This window comes from Humibacillus xanthopallidus, assembly GCF_006717145.1.
Lineage (GTDB): Bacteria > Actinomycetota > Actinomycetes > Actinomycetales > Dermatophilaceae > Humibacillus > Humibacillus xanthopallidus.
The window spans coordinates 2325069-2341982 of record NZ_VFQF01000001.1; the positions used below are offsets into that span (position 1 = coordinate 2325069).

A 16914-nucleotide genomic window follows, 5' to 3' on the forward strand; every position below is an offset into this window, starting at 1 on the left:
GCCGTGTGCAGCGTCACGAGCGGCGTGCACTCTCGATTGGGGCCTGGCGGAACTCCCTCAGGCAGAGGGCTTTTCGAAGACGATGGCCATAGGAGTCTGCTCGGAGCCCTGGCCGAGAGGGTTGTCGGCGAACATCGCCTCGTAGCGCTCCTTCGGCCCCGGCGCGTCCTTGCCGAGCACGTTTCGGCCGATGTCGTTGGCATCCATGACGACGGTGCCACCGAAGGTCTCGCGGTAGGCCTCGGGCACGCGCTCACGGATCGCCGCACTCAACCGGGCCGCCACGTCGTCGGGATCCTTCGGACCGAGCTTGGCCGAGACGTTGGCGGGGTAGACGGAGTACTCGGTCGGGCCGTCGATGGCCCGGATGTCACCACCGACGAGGTCGTAGAAGAGCCCCCGCTTGCCGACGAGCTTGCCGACGAAGCCGCCTGCAGAGGCATAGAGCACGCGGGGCAGCCCCGCCTCCTCGATCGCCAGCTGCATCGTGAACGGTGACCCGAGGCCGATGCCCGCCGGGGTGCGCGTGACGTAGCGGCTCAGCACCCGCGCCGGCCGGCCGACCTTGATGTCCCAGATGAAGAAGGACCGACCCTGGGTGATCGCGACGATCTTCTCGGAGATGAAGAAGAACCACTGCCCGCCCGTCGCGGCTGCGTGATCCGCACCGGCCGCGGGCAGCCCCGCGAAGAAGCGGTCGATGTAGCCGAGCGTCTTGGCCTCGAGGTCGTCCTCGCGGGCGTAGAGGTCGGTGCGCAGGGGGTAGCGCCGCACGACCGCACCACCGTCGAGGGTGAGGTCGAGCTGCTTGCGGGCGTTCGGCTCGTAGTCGGTCTTGACCCGGACGGGAGCATCCTCCGCGGGGTCGTGCTCGTCGAAGAACTCCTGCAGCCACAGCTCGAGGTTGAGCATGCGCCAGACCGTCATCGAGTCGATCGAGTTGGTGCCCTTGATCCACCCCTCGAAGGCGTGCAGCACCGCGCTCTGGTCGACGTAGGGCCGGTCGGCGAAGGACTCGGAGAGGAACACTCCGTAGATGTGGTTCTTGAGCCGCATGAACCACTCGCCCTGCGGCGTCGTCGCACCGACCTTGTCGCGGCGCCGGCGCACCGACTCGGGCACCCGGCCCTGCATCGCGTCGCGCAGCACCCGCTTGCTCCACCCCTCGTGGATGAGCGCCTCGTCGGGCAGCGCGAAGACGAACCGCACGAGGTCGCGGTCGAGGAAGGGCAGTCGCACGCGCAGCCCGAAGTGGCGGGCGTTCTTGTCGGCGTAGCGCAGTCGCGCCGGCAGCGACCCGGCGACGACGTCGTCGAGAAGGCGCCGGTGCAGCGAGCCCCGCTCCACGGCATACGACTCCTCGGCGAACCGGGCAGCGAACTCCGCCCCGAGCAAGCTGCGCACCGGCACGTCACGGCGGCCGCGCACGCGGTCGGCCACGACCGGCACACCCCGCCGTGCGAGCACGTCGATGGAGCGGCCCAGCTCGGCAGCGGCCTTCGCGGCCCCGGCCGCGCCGCCCGAGCGGCTGAGGGCGCGCAGGTGCACGAGGTGGTGCGGTCCGAAGCCGCCGAGGGTCTCGTCGCCCCCGTGGCCGTCGAGCAGGGCCGTCGGCGCCACTTCGCTCGCGGCTGCCTCCCGCATGACGCGGAACTGCGTGTAGGCCCCGGTCGAGACGAGCGGCTCCTCCTGGAGGCGCACGAAGTCACGAAGGTCGAGCTTGAAGTCGGTCGGCGTCGGCTCGACGCGATGGGCCTCGACACGGTCACCGAGCCCCGCGACGACGTCGTCGACATAGCGCACCTCGTCGGCGCGGGTGTCGGGGAAGAGCACCGACCACGTCTGCTGCACGTGGTGCGCACCGGGGGGGTCGGTGCGCACGAGGCTGTCGACGACCGACGCGATGGCGGCCGCGTCGATGCCGCCCGAGAGCGAGGTGGCGACGCGGCCCGACGTGCGCCGCCGCACGGCCGCGGTGAGCAGGTGCCGGAAGTCCTCGATGACCCGCGCGCCGTAGGGGTGCGGCTCGGGCGTCGCCTCGAGCTCGTCGCGCAGGCTGCTCCAGACGTGCCGCTCAGCACCCGCGGACGTCGGCCCCAGCGTCAGCGTCTCGCCGGCCCCCACCCGCTCGATGCCGTCGAAGAACGTCTCAGGGCCGTCGTCGTGCACGCGGAAGCAGAGGTAGCGGTAGATCGTGCGGTCGTTCGGCCGGCGCTCGTGGTGACCGCTCTCGAGGATCGGGCGGATCGTGCTCGCGAAGAGCCACCCGCCGGCGCCGGGAACCTGCGCGACGTAGAGCTGCCGCGTGCCGAAGGGGTCGCGCGCGAGCGCCACGGTGTCGGTCTCGCGGTCATGGACGGCGAGCGCGAAGGAGCCCTCGAGCCGGTCCAGCCCCTCCGGGCCCCACTCGCCGTAGGCGGCCAGCGCGACGGCAGCGTCACCGCCCGTGAGGTCGTGGCCGAGCGTCCTCAGCTCCTCGCGGAGCACCTCAGCCTCGAAGAGCTCGCCGTCGAGCACGAGGGTATGCCGTCCGGAGACGCTCGTGACGAGCGCACGGCCCGCCGCCTCCCCCTTCGCGGTCGCCGCGAGCACGGCCGAACCGACGCGTGCGACAGCCGGTGCGGATGCGTCGTCGTGGTCGCACCGCGAGAGCCGTTCGATCAGCTCCGGGTCGGTCGTGACGCCCAGGTGGCCGCTGATTCCGCACATGACCTCAACCCTAGTGACGTGGGCTGGGTGGTTCGGCCCAGGGCGGCGAGACCGGGGTGGCCCGACCGAGAACTCCACCGGGACCCGACCGAGGACTCGACCGAGGACCCGACTGAGGACTCGACTCTGAACCCTCCGGCCCGGCAGGTCGTCCTTGGGCAGTGGGAGATTCCCGCATCCACGAGAAAGAAGAAGACATGCCCGTCATCTCCAGGCCCGCCGCGTTCGCCGCGGGCGCGCTCCTCGCGGCCAGCGCCCTCGTCGCCACCTCGGCCTCGGCCTCCGACACCCCGCAGGGCTCGGGCAACGGACCGCGCAGCGACCTCCTCCGCGCGCCCCTGCAGGGCAGCATCCTCTCCGACCCGCCCCTCTTCGGCCTGACGCGCGGTGGACTGCCGTGGGTCATCTCCGAAGGCACCGCCCGACTGCGCGCCAACGGCGACCTCAGCGTGGACGTCCAGGGGCTCATCGTCCCGAGCCGGGGCAACAACCCCCTCGGCACGCTGTCAGCCACCGTCGTCTGCAACGGCAAGGACCTGCTCATGACGGGCCCGGTGCCCTTCAGCTCCGCCGGCGACGCCACCATCGAGACGCGGCTCAGCCTGCCGGACCGGTGCCTGGCCCCGGTGGTCCTGCTCAACCCCCTGAGCAACGCCGGCGCCTACATCGCCGCCACCGGTCGCTGAGCGCTCCCTCGCGTATGCCGCCGGGCCGGCCGCACGGCATACGCCCCTCGGCTGCTGCCAGTCGAAAGGCCACCTGTGGTCGCCTCCACCACGTCGAAAGGCCACCTGTGGTCGCCTCCACCACGTCGAAAGGCCACCTGTGGTCGCCTCCACCACGTCGAAAGGCCACCTGTGGTCGCCTGCACCACGTCGAGAGGCCACTTTTCGCCCGGCAAGGAGTGGCCTCTCGACTCCAGGGAGGCGACCTGGAGTGGCCTCTCGACTCCAGGGAGGCGACCAGGAGTGGCCTCTCGACTCCAGGGGGCGACGAAGTGTGGCCTCTCGACTGCGTCAGGTCACTCCCACTCGATGGTGCCCGGCGGCTTGCTCGTGACGTCGAGCACGACGCGGTTGACCTCTTCGACCTCGTTCGTGATGCGCGTCGAGATCGTCGCGAGCACGTCGTAGGGCACCCGCGCCCAGTCGGCGGTCATGGCGTCCTCGGACGCGACGGGTCGCAGCACGACGGGGTGGCCGTAGGTGCGTCCGTCACCCTGCACACCGACCGAGCGCACGTCGGCGAGGAGCACGACGGGGCACTGCCAGATGTCGCGGTCGAGGCCGGCCTTCGTCAGCTCCTCGCGGGCGATCGCGTCGGCGCGGCGCAGGATCGCGAGGCGCTCCGCGTCGACGGCTCCGATGATGCGGATGCCGAGCCCGGGGCCCGGGAAGGGCTGGCGCCACACGATGACCTCGGGCACCCCGAGCTCGAGGCCGACCTGGCGCACCTCGTCCTTGAAGAGGGTGCGCAGCGGCTCGACGAGCTGGAACTGCAGGTCGTCCGGCAGCCCGCCCACGTTGTGGTGGCTCTTGATGTTGGCCGCGCCCTCGCCGCCCCCCGACTCGACGACGTCGGGGTAGAGGGTGCCCTGCACGAGCCACTTGACGGGGTGGTGCTCGTCGCCGCGGTCGTGGACGATGTCGCGGGCCGCCTGCTCGAAGACCCGGATGAACTGCTCGCCGATGATCTTGCGCTTGGTCTCCGGGTCGGTGACGCCGGCGAGCGCGTCGAGGAAGCGCTCGCGCGCGTCGATGACGACGAGGTCGACGCCCGTCGCCTCGACGAAGTCCTGCTCGACCTGCTCCGCCTCGCCCTCGCGGAGCAGCCCGTGGTCGACGAAGACGCAGGTCAGCTGGTCACCGACGGCCTTCTGCACGAGCGCCGCGGCGACCGAGGAGTCGACGCCGCCCGAGAGCGCGCAGAGCACGCGGTCCTCACCGACCTGCTCGCGGATCGAGGTGACGAGGTCGTCGACGACGTTCGAGGCGGTCCAGTCGGGGGCGATGCCGGCGCCCTTCCAGAGGAAGTTCTCGAGGACGCGCTGGCCCTGCTCGCTGTGCAGCACCTCGGGGTGCCACTGCACGCCGTAGAGCCGCCGCTCGTCGTCCTCGATCGCCGCGACGGGCGTGCCCGCGGTCGTCGCCGTGACCTTCGCGCCCGCCGGCGCCTCGGTGACCGAGTCGCCGTGCGACATCCAGACCACCTGGCTCGTCGGCTGCCCGGCGAAGAGCGTGGACTCGGCGGTGGTGACCGACGCCGTCGTCTTGCCGTACTCGCGAGCGCCGGTGCGCGCGACGGTGCCGCCGAGCGCCCGCGACATCGCCTGGAAGCCGTAGCACATGCCGAAGACCGGCACCCCCGCCTCGAGCAGGGCCGGGTCGAGCGAGGGGGCGCCGTCGGCGTAGACCGAGCTGGGTCCACCGGAGAGGATGATCGCCGCCGGCCGCTTGGCGAGCAGGTCGGCGAGCGGCATCGAGTGCGGCACGACCTCGCTGTAGACCTGCGCCTCGCGCACCCGGCGGGCGATGAGCTGGGCGTACTGCGCGCCGTAGTCGACGACGAGCACCGGGTGGCTCTGAAGGTCGGGGCCGTGGTCGGGCGTCGCCGCTGCAGTGGGCTCGTCGGTGGGCTCGGACGTGGGCTCGGACGTGGGCTCTAACGTGGGTTCGGACGTGGGCTCGTCGGTCACCGGCCCAGCCTATCGGGGGCGCCGGACCCCTCCACGCCGCCTGATGCCGTCTGCCGTATGCCGTATGCCGGGTGGCGCCGTCAGCGCGGGCCGTTGCCTCCGCGCTCGGTGGCCACGCTGCTCGCGCCGCCGGCGACGTAGGCGCGCTGGAGCATCGCCTCGACCTCGGCGTGGTTGCGGCGCTCGGCGATCCAGGGGACGACCGGCACGAAACCGGCGAGGAGGTTGAGCACGATCCGCTTGGCGCCCCAGGCGCACTTGATGCCGAGGTTGGCGACGGACGCGGCATACCCCATGTAGATGAGCCCGTGGATCGGGCTCCAGTACTCCGTCAGCACGTTTGTCTGCTTGAGGAGGTACTTCATGATCATCTCGACGATGAGGATGACGAGCGCGATGCCGGCCGTGATCGCCATGACCCGGTAGAACGACAGGGCGCTGCGGATCTGCTTCGGCTTGGCGAGGGACTGGGGGTAGGTCGTCACGCGGTGATCTCTTCTCTCTGTGCGGCCGGCACGGCATCCGCCTGCTGCTCGGCTCGGAACATCTTCCACCACATCCAGATCGCGAAGAGCCCGAAGACCCACCACTGCACCGCGTAGGCGGCGTTCCTCAAGTTGAGCGGGGTGTCGATGTCGGGCGGGGGCACGCGGGTGAGGCCGGTGGCCGTGGAGGCAGCGGTGGACGTGGACGGGGTGGCACCGTCGCCGGAGGATGCCTCCGCCGACGGGGTCTCGCTCGATGCGAGGACGAGGACGTTGTAGAGGTCGCCGGGCCACTCGTTGACGAGGGCGGCGAGGTCGACGGAGCGGCGCTGCGGCGCCGGCAGCGGCGCACCCGGCCGCGGCGACTCGGTCGGGCCGAGTGTGCCCTCGACGGTGACGACCCCTGCGGGCGCCGCGGGCGCTGTGGCCGGCACGCCGTCGACGAAGCCTCGCAGGACGGCGACCGTGCCACCCTCGGTGACGAGGGGGGTGACGACCCACGATCCGGCGCGGTCACCGAGCCGCCGGTCGACGACGAGGATCGTGCGCGCGTCGTCGTACGTGCCGGTGACACTCACGGGGCGGTTGGAGAACTCGGCCTCGAAGGCGGAGTGCGCGCGCGTCACCTGCTGCAGCGGCGCCCGCTGGAGCTGCGAGGCCGCGGCCACCGCCTGCTTGTGGCCCTCGTCGCGCGCGACGCCGAGCTGCCAGAGGCCGAGGAGCGTGCACGCGGCCACGATGACCAGGACGAGGGCGAACAGCCCCACCCACTTGGGGCTGAGCAGTCCACGGAGCACCCGTCCAGAGTAGGTCACGCCTGCGACAGCATCCCGGCCCGGTCGCACGCAGGCGCGATCCGAAGCAGGCGCGATCGGACGCAGGCCGCGATCCGCCGTTCGATCCGTGCCAGACTTCAGCGCCATGCTGGACCTCACCCCGACGAGCCCCGCCGCTGCACGCTCGTCACGCCGTCCGGGGCTGCGTTCCCGGGGCAGCCGGACCGCGCGTCGCGCTCTCGCGGCGGTATGCGTTGGGTCGGCTGCCGTGCTCGTCCTGACGGCCTGCGGCATGACCGACATGCCGACGCCTCGTCGCACCGTGACGGTGCTGGTCGACGCGCCGGGCGCGTCGACGGGGACCTCGACCTCGTCCGTGCCGACGGTGTCGGCGACGCCCACGACGCCCGCCACGACCACTGCCCTGCCCACGTCACTTGCCGTGGGCAAGCAGCGAGGCGCGCCGCACTCCTACGACGAGGCGAAGCAGCGCATCGACCGCGCCACGTCGGCCGAGGTCGGGTCGGTCTTCCAGAGCCCGACGGGCAACATCACGTGCAGCACCGCCGGCGGCGAGGGCGTGCTCGTGACCTGCGACGTCGCGAAGGGCCGGAGCGACGCTCCGGCGTCGGCCCCCTGCCCGGCGGGTGGCCCACGTGACATCGGTCGGATCGAGCTGACGCCCGCCGGCGCACGCCCGGTGTGCAACTCCGACACCATCCGCCAGGGCGCCGCAGCCACCCTCGCCTACGGCGTGCGGACCGGACCCTCGCTCGGGTCGGTCGCGTGCCTCAGCGAAGAGTTCGGAATGACGTGCGTCGACAGCACGAGCAAGCACGGCTTCTTCCTCGCACGCGACACCTTCGTCACCTTCTGACGGCCCGGGACGACGCACCACGCTTGCCTGATGTCTCGCTGGAGCCGAGGTCTCGATTACATAACAAATGCATGACAGTTCGCGCCCTGTCACCGGCATGCCCTTGAGTGGCCGAGTCGCCTCGACAGAGAACGGGCAACCGCTCCGTCTGGCGATCCCATCACAACTCACACATCAGGGATGGAACTCGTGAGGCAATCACTGCACTCCCGGCGACGTGGGCTCATCGGCCTGCTCGCCTCGGGGGCTCTGCTGGCCGGCGCCGTCGCGGCGTCGCCCGCCCAGGCCGCCCCAGCCGCCCCCGCCGCTCCCGTCGTCAAGAACGACACGGGCCAGGCCGGTGGCCGCACCCACAACGACAACCTTCGATCGCCGCTGGCGGTCAAGCAGGACGCCAAGCGAGCGAAGGCGCTCGAGAAGCGGGTCAAGGGCGACAAGAGCGCCCAGGGCAAAGTCGCCAAGCTCGGCAAGGGACAGTACGTCGAGCTCGAGCGCGAAGGCACTGACCGGATCTTCGCCGTCATCGTCGAGTTCGGCGACAAGCAGTACACCGGCGGCGCGGGCGCGGGCGCGCCGGCGGGCACCTTCACGGGTCCACCCAAGGACGGCAGCACGACCGACGTCACCGGTCCGCTCCACAACCAGATCCCGGCCCCCGACCGCACGGTCGACAACTCGACCCTGTGGCAGGCGGACTACAGCCGCGCGCACTACCAGGACATGTACTTCAACCGCATGGCGAAGTACTACGAGACCCAGTCCTCAGGTCGCTACTCCGTCGACGGCGACGTGACCGAGTGGGTCAAGGTCCCCTTCAACGAGGCGCTCTACGGTCGCAACTACTGCGGCGGCATCGTGTGCGCCACGAGCAAGGCTCTCGTGCGCGACGCGCTGGCCGTCTGGGTGGACGCCCAGCTCAAGTCGGGCAAGACGATGGCCGAGGTGACGGCATACCTCAAGACGTTCGACATCCAGGACCGCTACGACATCGACGGCGACGGCAACTTCAACGAGCCCGACGGCGTCATCGACCACTTCCAGATCGTGCACGCCGGCGGTGACGAGGCCGCGGGCGACCCGAACCAGGGCACGGATGCCATCTGGAGCCACCGCTGGTCGGCCAACCTCCAGTCCGGCGGTCCCTACGGTGTCGGCGTCGACATCGGCAGCAACGGCGGGCTCGTCTCGAGCTCCGACGTGCCGAACAACCCGACGGGCGTCTGGGTCTACGACTACACGGTCCAGCCGGAGAACGGCGGCCTCGGCGTCTTCGCCCACGAGTTCGGCCACGACCTCGGCCTGCCCGATCTCTATGACACCTCTGGCAACACCGGTGGCGCAGAGAACAACACGGCGTTCTGGACGCTCATGTCCTCCGGCGCCAACATCGGCGACGGCGGCCCGGACGGCATCGGCGACGCCCCCACCGACCTCGGCGCCTACGAGCTCTTCCAGCTCGGCTGGCTGCAGCCGCAGGGCAAGCAGGGCCCGTTCTACGACGTCGCGTATGCCGGCAAGCGCTCGTCCCACACGATCGGCTCCAACGTGCCGGCGACGAAGAAGGCCCAGGCCCTCTTCACCGTCCTGCCGGACAAGCAGGTGCCGCTCGAGCTCGGGGCGCCGTTCGCCGGCTCCAAGATGTACTGGAGCACCCAGGGCGACGAGCTCAACACGACGATGACCCACGCGGCGACGCCCGGAGCGCTGAGCGCCAAGGTCAACTACCAGATCGAGACCGGCTGGGACTACGCCTACCTCGAGGCCAACGTCGGGGGCACGTGGACGCCCGTCGCGACGAACCGGTCGACGACGAGCAACCCCAACAGCCAGAACCAGGGCCAGGGCATCACCGGCTCGACGGCCGGCCAGTGGGTCGACCTCACCGGCACGCTGCCCGCGGGCACGACGCAGGTCCGCTTCCGCTACTGGACCGACGTCGCCGAGACGCAGCCCGGCCTCCGCATCGACAACGTCACCCTGAACGGCACGCTCATCGGCACGGCCGAGTCCGACGAGGGCTGGACCTTCAACGGCTTCGTCACGACCACGGGCACCGAGGTGCAGGAGTTCTTCAACGCCTACATCGCCGAGAACCGCCAGTACGACGGCTACGACGCCTCACTGAAGACCGCCTACAACTTCGGCTTCCCGACGAAGCAGGACTGGGTCGAGACCTACCCGTACCAGAACGGCCTGCTCATCAGCTACTGGGACGGCTCGCAGACCGACAACAACGTGGGCGACCACCCGGGCAAGGGCCTCGTCCTGCCCGTCGACGCGCACCCGGAGTTCACGCACTGGTCCAATGGCACGCTGATGCGCAACCGGATCCTGTCCTACGACTCGACCTTCGGGCTCGAGCGCACCGACGCGATCACGCTGCACAACCCGGCCGACGGCACCACGGGCACCGTCGCCTCGAAGCCGGCGCAGCCGGTCTTCGACGACACGAAGACGTGGTGGTTCGGCTCTGACCAGCACGGCGCGACCGGCTCGCACCCCGGCCGCTACCAGCCGGGCTGGTACAGCGTCGACGTGCCCAAGACGGGCACGACGATCCGCGTCGTCAGCAGCTCGATGCAGGGCAACTCCCTGAACGTCCTCGTCGCTCCGAAGTGACCCCAGGTGACCCCAGGTGACCCCAGGTGACCCCTCCGGGTGACCCGAGGGTGACGCAGGACCGCACACCGCAGGGCACGGCCGGCTGACCCCGACCGCCTCGCTGACAGAAGGGCCCCGTCGACCAGTGGTCGGCGGGGCCCTTCGCACCACATAGGATCAGGTGGACGACCTGACGGGTCCCGCGACGGTGGGGCCAGACCATCACCCGACGACCGAGGGGCCGCCGTGGCGCAACTGTTGCTTCTGCACCTGATTGCCGCCGCCCTCGCGCCCTGGTTGGCAAAAACGTTGCGCACCAAGGCATTTCCGCTGCTTGCGCTCGTACCCGCCACCGCCTTCGCGTGGCTGCTCGTCGTCGCGACGGACGTGCGCGACGGCAACCTCCCGACCCAGCGCATCCCCTGGGTGCCCGGCCTCGGGCTCGACCTCGACTTCCGCCTCACGACCCTCTCGTGGGTCGTCGCGCTGCTCGTCACGGGTGTCGGCGCGCTTGTCCTGCTCTACTGCACGTGGTACTTCCGCGACGACGACCCGACGCTGTGGCGCTTCACGAGCGTCTTCACGGCCTTCGCCGGCGCGATGCTCGGCCTCGTCCTCACCGACAACTTCCTCATGCTCTACGTCTTCTGGGAGCTGACGACGGTCCTGTCCTACCTGCTCATCGGGCACAACCCGGGCAGCTCGACGAACCGGCGTGCCGCGATGCAGGCGCTGCTCGTGACGACCTTCGGCGGCCTCGCGATGCTCGTCGGCATCATCGCGATCGGCGTGCACCACACCTACTCCATCAGCGCCCTGCTCGCCGACCCCCCGCCGCTCGACGCCGTCACGGTCGCGGCCGTCGTGCTGCTGCTCGTCGGTGCGCTGTCGAAGTCGGCGCTCGTGCCCTTCCACTTCTGGCTGCCGGGTGCGATGGCCGCGCCGACCCCGGTCAGCGCCTACCTGCACGCCGCGGCGATGGTCAAGGCGGGCATCTACCTCGTCGCCCTCCTCGCGCCGGTCTTCGCCGGCGCCCCGGCCTGGCATGCGCTCACCCTCGGCCTCGGTCTGCTGACGATGATCGTCGGCGGCTGGCGCGCGCTGCGACAGCACGACATCAAGCTCCTCCTCGCCTACGGCACCGTCAGCCAGCTCGGCTTCATCGTCGCCATCGCCGGTCTCGGCACGAAGACCGCCGCCCTCGCCGCGCTCGCCCTCGTGCTCGCCCACGGCCTCTTCAAGTCGACCCTCTTCCTCGTCGTCGGGGTCGTCGACCACGCGGCGGGCACGCGCGACCTGCGACGCCTCTCCGGCCTCGGTCGCCGGATGCTCCCTGTCAGCGTGCCGGCCGCCTTCGCCGGCCTCTCGATGGCCGGCGTCATCCCGATGGCGGGCTTCGTCTCCAAGGAGAGCGCCCTCGAGTCGCTCTGGGAGGAGGCGCAGGAGGCGGCCCCGTTCCCCTCGATCTACGGCTACCTCGCCCTCGCCGCCGTCGTCGTCGGGTCGGCCCTGACGGTCGCCTACACGTGCCGCTTCCTCTGGGGCGCCTTCGCGACGAAGCCGGGCGTGCCGCCGACCCCGATCACCGTGCCGCACCCGGGCTTCGTGCTCTCGCCCCTGCTCCTCGGCGTCGGCTGCCTCGCGCTCGGACTGCTCGCGCCGTTCGAGTCCCCGTGGCTCATGCCGTATGCCGTCACCCTCCCCACCGGGGCCTCCCCCGAGCCGCTGGCGCTGTGGCACGGCGTCACCGTCCCGCTGCTGCTCTCCCTCGTCTCCCTCGGCGTCGGGGTCGCTCTCTTCGCGCAGCGCGAGGCCTTCGCGCGGGCCCAGGCCCGGGTGCCTGCCCTCGTGGACGGCGAGCGCGGCTTCGCCCGCACGCTGCGGGCGGTCGACCGCGGCGCGGTCGAGACGACGGCCGTCACGCAGCGGGGATCGCTGCCCATCTACCTCGCGAGCATCCTGCTCGTCTTCGTCGCGCTGCCGGGCATGGCCGCGGTGACCCAGGGCCGTCTGCCCGAGGTTCGGCTCTGGGACAACCCCGCGCAGGCCGTCGTCGGCGCCCTGATGATCGCGGCCGCCGTCCTCGTCCTCGTCACCCGCCGGCGGCTCACCGCCGTCATGCTCGTCGGGGCCACGGGCTACGGCGTGGCGATGCTCTTCGTCCTGCACGGGGCGCCCGACCTCGCCATCACCCAGATGCTCGTCGAGACGGTCTCGCTCGTCGTCTTCGTCCTTGCGCTGCGCCGCATGCCGACGAAGTTCACCCGGCACCCCGACTCGCCGTCCCGCACGTGGCGCCTCGGGCTCGGGGCAGCGGTCGGGGCCGCCGTCGGCGTCATCGCCCTCGTGGCCTCCGGTGGCCGCACGACGACGCCGGTCTCGGTCGACTTCCCGACCGAGGCCTACACCTTCGGGCACGGCAAGAACATCGTCAACGTCACCCTCGTCGACATCCGCGCCTGGGACACCCTCGGCGAGGTGTCAGTCCTCGTCGCAGCCGCGACCGGCATCGCGAGCCTCATCTTCGTGCGCACCCGCAACACGCGCCTCTCGCGCGCGACGGCCAAGGCGCTCCCCTCGAGCAACGCAGCCCGGGGAACGTGGCTCCTCGGCGGCCGCACGATGCGCAAGGAGAAGCGCTCGGTCATCTTCGAGGTGGTCACCCGGCTCGTCTTCCACATCATGCTCGCGGCCTCGCTCTACCTGCTCTTCGCCGGGCACAACCAGCCGGGCGGCGGCTTCGCGGGCGGGCTCGTCGCGGGCCTGGCCCTCGTCGTGCGCTATCTCGCGGGCGGTCGCTACGAGCTCGACGAGGCGGCGCCCTTCGACGCCGGGCTGCTCGTCGGGCTCGGCCTGCTCGTCGCCGTCGGCTCCGCCCTCGCCCCGCTCGCCTTCGGCGGCACGATCCTCGAGACGACCGCCGTCGACTTCACCCTGTGGCCGTGGGGCGAGGTGCACCTCGTGACGTCGCTCGTCTTCGACATCGGGGTCTACCTCATCGTCGTCGGCATGATGCTCGACATCGTGCGCAGCCTCGGCACCGGCATCGACCGCCAGATCGCGGAGGAGCAGGAGCAGGACGAGCAGCAGCAGGAGACCGAGGACGAGCCCGAGGAGCTGCAGACAGAGGGAGCCCGCCCATGACGACCCTCGCCCCCACCGGCTTCGAGTCGACCCTGACCCCGAACATCACGCTGGTGCTCGTCGTCGTCGGCCTCGTCGCCGTCGGCACCGCCCTGGCCCTCGACCGCAGCCTCGTGCGGGTCCTGCTCGGCATGGTGCTCATCGGAAACGGCGTCGCCGTGCTCTACCTCGTGGTGTCGGGACGCGCAGGCCGCGCCCCCTTCGTCGGCGAGGACCCCGCAGCGATGAGCGACCCGCTGCCGCAGGCCATGGTGCTCACGGCCATCGTCATCTCCCTCGCGACGATCGGCTTCCTGCTCGCGCTGTCCTACCGGCTGTGGCAGATCTCGGGCACCGACGACGTGCCCGACGACGCCGAGGACGCCCGCATCCAGCGCCTCGCCCGCGACGACGAGACGTCCGAGACCTACGACCGCTCCGAGGAGTCGACGACGACCTCCGACGAGCGTGCCGAGGCAGGTGAGAGCCGTGGGTGACTTCGCCGTTCCCAACCTGCTGCCGCTGCCCGTGCTGCTCCCCCTCCTCGGAGCTGCGCTCGCCCTCGCCTTCCGCCGCTCCGACCGCCTCCAGCGCATCGTGAGCATCGCGGCTCTCGCCGGGGTGGTCGTCGTGGCTGCGGTGCTCGTGTGGCAGACCGACGCCAGCGGACCCCAGGTGCTGTGGCTCGGAGCATGGCAGGAGCCCCTCGGCATCTCGCTCGTCGCCGACCGGCTGAGCGCGCTCATGCTCCTCGTCTCCAGCGTCGTCACGCTGCTCGTGCTCCTCTTCGCCATCGGGCAGGGGCACGCCGACAGCGACGACGAGGTGGCCCGCGAGACGCCGCTGTCGATCTTCCACCCGACCTATCTCGTCCTCACGGCCGGCGTGGCCAACGCCTTCCTCGCGGGCGACCTCTTCAACCTCTTCGTCGGCTTCGAGATCCTCCTCTTCAGCTCCTACGTGCTCATCACCCTCGGCGGCTCGGCCTCGCGCATCCACGCAGGCACCACCTACGTCGTCGTCAGCCTCCTGAGCTCCGCGCTCTTCCTCATCGGCATCGCCGCGACGTATGCCGCCACGGGCACCGTCAACCTCGCCCAGCTCGCCATCCGCATCGGCGGGCTCGATTCGGGTGTCGCGCTCGTGCTCCAGCTCTGCCTGCTCACCGCGTTCGCCATCAAGGCGGCGGTCTTCCCGATGTCGGCCTGGCTGCCCGACAGCTACCCGACGGCCCCGGCGCCCGTCACCGCGGTCTTCGCCGGACTGCTCACCAAGGTCGGCGTCTACGCGATCATCCGCACCCAGACGCTGCTCTTCCCCGAGTCGCCGCTGACCGACCTGCTGCTCTGGGCCGCCCTGCTGACGATGGTCATCGGCATCCTCGGCGCCGTCTCGCAGTCGGGGCTGAAGAGGATCCTCTCCTTCACCCTCGTCAGCCACATCGGGTACATGATCTTCGGTATCGCCCTGTCGACCCAGGCCGGCACGGCCGGCGCGATCTTCTACGTCGTGCACCACATCATCATCCAGACCTCGCTCTTCCTCATCACGGGGCTCGTCGAGCGCATCGGGGGCTCGACGTCGCTGCACCGTCTCGGGGGGCTCGCGATGGCCTCTCCCCTGCTCGCGACCCTCTTCTTCGTCTCGGCGATGAACCTCTCCGGCGTGCCCCCGTTCTCCGGCTTCCTCGCCAAGATCGGGCTGGTCGACGCCGGCATCGCCGTGGGCACCCCGCTGGCGTGGGTCGTCGTCGCCGGCGGCATCGTCACGAGCCTGCTCACGCTCTATGCGCTCTCCAAGGTCTGGAGCCAGGCGTTCTGGCGCCCGCTCGCGGAGGCACGTCAGGTCGCCGAGCTCGCCGCCGAGGAGGCGGCCGACGAGGCCGAGCAGTTCGAGCAGGCCGAGCTCGACGCCGGGCGCCGTCCTCGCGGCACCACGACGATCACGGCCGCCCCGACCGGCGTCGCCCTGGCGGTCGACACCTCGCCGCGAGCGCTGCCCCGCATGATGCTCGGTGCCACGGCGGCGATGACCGCCGTGGGCCTGTCAATCACCCTGGTGGCCGGCCCGCTGCACGCCTTCACCGAGCGTGCCGCGGCTGACCTGCGCCAACGCGACCCCTACGTCACCTCGGTGCTCCCCGAGCAGGTGCGGCGATGAGCGCGGCATCGCGCCGGAGCCGGGCCCGGCTCACCGCCACGGCAGAGGAGACCACCGCGACGGACGAGTCCCGGGCCCACGGGGCCCCCAGCGCTCCGAGGCGCCGCCGCCGCACGCTGCAGCCGCGTGCCATCGCGACGATCGCCCTCGCCTGGATGCTCCTCTGGGACCGGCTCAGCTGGGGCAACCTCATCAACGGGGTGCTCATCGGGCTCTTCGTGACCCTCGCCTTCCCGCTGCCCTCGATCGAGTTCCAGGGCCGGTTGCGACCCCACCGCGTCGCCTGGCTCATCGTCCTCTTCCTCGCCGACCTCGTCGCCGCGTCCTGGCAGGTGCTGCGCCTCGCGCTCGGCCGTCGTCGCCCCCGCAACGCCGTCATCGGAGTGCAGCTGCGCTCGAGGTCCGACTTCTACCTCACCCTGACGGCCGAGCTCGTCGCCCTCGTGCCCGGCTCGGTGGTCGTCGACGCCCGGCGGTCTACGTCGGTGCTCTACCTCCACCTGCTCGACATCGAGCGCGAGGGAGCGATCGAGCACCAGCGCCGGCACGTCCTCGCCGTGGAGGAGCGGGTCGTGCGCGCCTTCGGGTCGCGCGAGGAGATCGCCCACCTGGAGCAGGCCAAGGGGGCCGCGTCATGACCGTCGTCGCCCTGCTCGCATTGGCCCTGCTCGGGTCGGCCGCCGCCATCGTGCTCGTGCGGCTCTTCCGCGGGCCGACCAACCTCGACCGGATCGTCGCCGCCGAGATCCTCATGGTCATCGTCATCGCCGGCGTCGCCACGGAGTCGGCCTGGCAGCGCACCGCGACGAACCTGCCGCTGCTGCTCATCCTCGGGCTGGTCGGCTTCGTCGGCGGGGTGGCCGTCACCCGCTTCATGTCCCGCGACGCCGATGACCTCGACGTCGAGCAGGCCCCGGCCCGACCGGTCCACCCCACCGCGCCGGTCGAGGACGCCGCGGACCCGACCCACCCGTCCGACGACCAGACCGACCAGACGGACCAGACCGACGACCCCACCGACGACCAGACCGAGAGGGAGTCCCACCGATGAGCTGGACGACCGTGCTCGACGTCATCGGCGGCATCTGCCTGCTCCTCGGCGCCTTCCTCTGCCTCGCCGGCGCCATCGGCCTCGTGCGCTTCCCCGACACCCTCTCGCGCCTGCACGCCGCGACGAAGCCGCAGACCCTCGGCCTCATCCTCATCCTCTCCGGCCTCGCCGCGACCCTGCGCACGTGGTCGGCGGTCACGACGCTCGTCCTGCTGGCCGCGACGCAGTTCTTCACCTCGCCGGTCACCGCCCACCTCGTCGGCCGCGCGGCCTACCGCAACGGCAACGTCGACGAGAGCACCCTCGAGGTCGACGAGCTCTCCGACGCACTCGAGCGCTCCGGGTGGGACCCGACGAAATGAGCTGGGCCGCATACCTGCTCGTGAGTTGACCTCAAGCCCGCTTGAATTCTTACGGTCTGGGCATGACCCCAGCGG

The 16914-nt window shown here is 71.1% G+C and carries 13 protein-coding genes; 9 read left to right on the plus strand and 4 right to left on the minus strand.

From position 1 onward, the window contains the following. Nucleotides 1–57: 57 nt before the first annotated feature. Nucleotides 58–2709 (minus strand): asparagine synthase-related protein, encoded by a 2652-nt coding sequence (locus FHX52_RS10190; protein ID WP_141821775.1) that lies wholly within the window; start codon nucleotides 2707–2709, stop codon nucleotides 58–60. 197 nt (nucleotides 2710–2906) lie between these two features. Here FHX52_RS10190 and FHX52_RS10195 point away from each other — a divergent pair, with 197 nt between their 5' ends. Then, the gene (locus tag FHX52_RS10195; protein ID WP_141821776.1) at nucleotides 2907–3395 is read left to right on the plus strand and encodes a hypothetical protein; all 489 of its coding nucleotides are present in this window, start codon (nucleotides 2907–2909) and stop codon (nucleotides 3393–3395) included. A 335-nt stretch (nucleotides 3396–3730) separates the two neighbouring features. Here the strand turns inward: FHX52_RS10195 and guaA are convergent, their stop codons facing one another. From guaA to FHX52_RS10210, 3 genes are all read right to left on the minus strand, one after another. Further along, nucleotides 3731–5281 carry a glutamine-hydrolyzing GMP synthase gene (gene guaA / locus FHX52_RS10200; RefSeq protein ID WP_141822160.1) on the minus strand — a complete coding sequence of 517 codons (1551 nt, stop codon included), beginning with the start codon at nucleotides 5279–5281 and terminating at the stop codon, nucleotides 3731–3733. Between the two features lie 203 nt (nucleotides 5282–5484). Next, a complete protein-coding gene (locus tag FHX52_RS10205; protein WP_141821777.1) occupies nucleotides 5485–5889 on the minus strand; it encodes a DUF3817 domain-containing protein in 405 nt (134 codons plus the stop codon). Continuing rightward, nucleotides 5886–6686, minus strand: a complete 801-nt coding sequence (locus FHX52_RS10210) for an SURF1 family protein (RefSeq protein WP_246069788.1) — start codon at nucleotides 6684–6686, stop codon at nucleotides 5886–5888. The genes FHX52_RS10205 and FHX52_RS10210 overlap by 4 nt, the downstream gene beginning before the upstream one ends. Nucleotides 6687–6810: 124 nt before the next feature. Between FHX52_RS10210 and FHX52_RS10215 the strand changes: the two genes are divergently transcribed. The 8 genes from FHX52_RS10215 to mnhG all read left to right on the plus strand — a co-directional run bounded on the left by FHX52_RS10215 (nucleotide 6811) and on the right by mnhG (nucleotide 16839). Further along, on the plus strand, nucleotides 6811–7542 hold the full coding sequence (locus FHX52_RS10215) for a hypothetical protein (RefSeq protein ID WP_141821779.1): 732 nt from the start codon (nucleotides 6811–6813) through the stop codon (nucleotides 7540–7542). 180 nt (nucleotides 7543–7722) lie between these two features. Then, nucleotides 7723–10161 carry an immune inhibitor A domain-containing protein gene (locus FHX52_RS10220; protein ID WP_246069790.1) on the plus strand — a complete coding sequence of 813 codons (2439 nt, stop codon included), beginning with the start codon at nucleotides 7723–7725 and terminating at the stop codon, nucleotides 10159–10161. A gap of 228 nt (nucleotides 10162–10389) precedes the next feature. After that, nucleotides 10390–13287 carry a Na+/H+ antiporter subunit A gene (locus FHX52_RS10225; RefSeq protein ID WP_141821781.1) on the plus strand — a complete coding sequence of 966 codons (2898 nt, stop codon included), beginning with the start codon at nucleotides 10390–10392 and terminating at the stop codon, nucleotides 13285–13287. After that, nucleotides 13284–13763 carry a Na(+)/H(+) antiporter subunit C gene (locus tag FHX52_RS10230; RefSeq protein WP_141821782.1) on the plus strand — a complete coding sequence of 160 codons (480 nt, stop codon included), beginning with the start codon at nucleotides 13284–13286 and terminating at the stop codon, nucleotides 13761–13763. The genes FHX52_RS10225 and FHX52_RS10230 overlap by 4 nt, the downstream gene beginning before the upstream one ends. Then, nucleotides 13756–15426 carry a Na+/H+ antiporter subunit D gene (locus tag FHX52_RS10235; RefSeq protein WP_141821783.1) on the plus strand — a complete coding sequence of 557 codons (1671 nt, stop codon included), beginning with the start codon at nucleotides 13756–13758 and terminating at the stop codon, nucleotides 15424–15426. Before FHX52_RS10230 ends, FHX52_RS10235 begins: the two co-directional genes overlap by 8 nt. Beyond that, the gene (locus tag FHX52_RS10240; RefSeq protein ID WP_141821784.1) at nucleotides 15423–16064 is read left to right on the plus strand and encodes a Na+/H+ antiporter subunit E; all 642 of its coding nucleotides are present in this window, start codon (nucleotides 15423–15425) and stop codon (nucleotides 16062–16064) included. Before FHX52_RS10235 ends, FHX52_RS10240 begins: the two co-directional genes overlap by 4 nt. After that, nucleotides 16061–16477 (plus strand): MrpF/PhaF family protein, encoded by a 417-nt coding sequence (locus FHX52_RS10245; RefSeq protein ID WP_141821785.1) that lies wholly within the window; start codon nucleotides 16061–16063, stop codon nucleotides 16475–16477. The genes FHX52_RS10240 and FHX52_RS10245 overlap by 4 nt, the downstream gene beginning before the upstream one ends. Beyond that, nucleotides 16474–16839 (plus strand): monovalent cation/H(+) antiporter subunit G, encoded by a 366-nt coding sequence (mnhG, locus tag FHX52_RS10250; protein ID WP_141821786.1) that lies wholly within the window; start codon nucleotides 16474–16476, stop codon nucleotides 16837–16839. The genes FHX52_RS10245 and mnhG overlap by 4 nt, the downstream gene beginning before the upstream one ends. Nucleotides 16840–16914: the final 75 nt, after the last annotated feature.

Bases quoted from the DNA above. Each gene is read 5' to 3' on its own strand.
- FHX52_RS10190 (WP_141821775.1), bottom strand. From the start codon at position 2,709: ATGTGCGGAATCAGCGGCCACCTGGGCGTCACGACCGACCCGGAGCTG.
- FHX52_RS10195 (WP_141821776.1), top strand. From the start codon at position 2,907: ATGCCCGTCATCTCCAGGCCCGCCGCGTTCGCCGCGGGCGCGCTCCTC.
- FHX52_RS10215 (WP_141821779.1), top strand. From the start codon at position 6,811: ATGCTGGACCTCACCCCGACGAGCCCCGCCGCTGCACGCTCGTCACGC.
- FHX52_RS10220 (WP_246069790.1), top strand. From the start codon at position 7,723: ATGGAACTCGTGAGGCAATCACTGCACTCCCGGCGACGTGGGCTCATC.
- FHX52_RS10230 (WP_141821782.1), top strand. From the start codon at position 13,284: ATGACGACCCTCGCCCCCACCGGCTTCGAGTCGACCCTGACCCCGAAC.
- FHX52_RS10240 (WP_141821784.1), top strand. From the start codon at position 15,423: ATGAGCGCGGCATCGCGCCGGAGCCGGGCCCGGCTCACCGCCACGGCA.
- FHX52_RS10245 (WP_141821785.1), top strand. From the start codon at position 16,061: ATGACCGTCGTCGCCCTGCTCGCATTGGCCCTGCTCGGGTCGGCCGCC.
- mnhG (WP_141821786.1), top strand. From the start codon at position 16,474: ATGAGCTGGACGACCGTGCTCGACGTCATCGGCGGCATCTGCCTGCTC.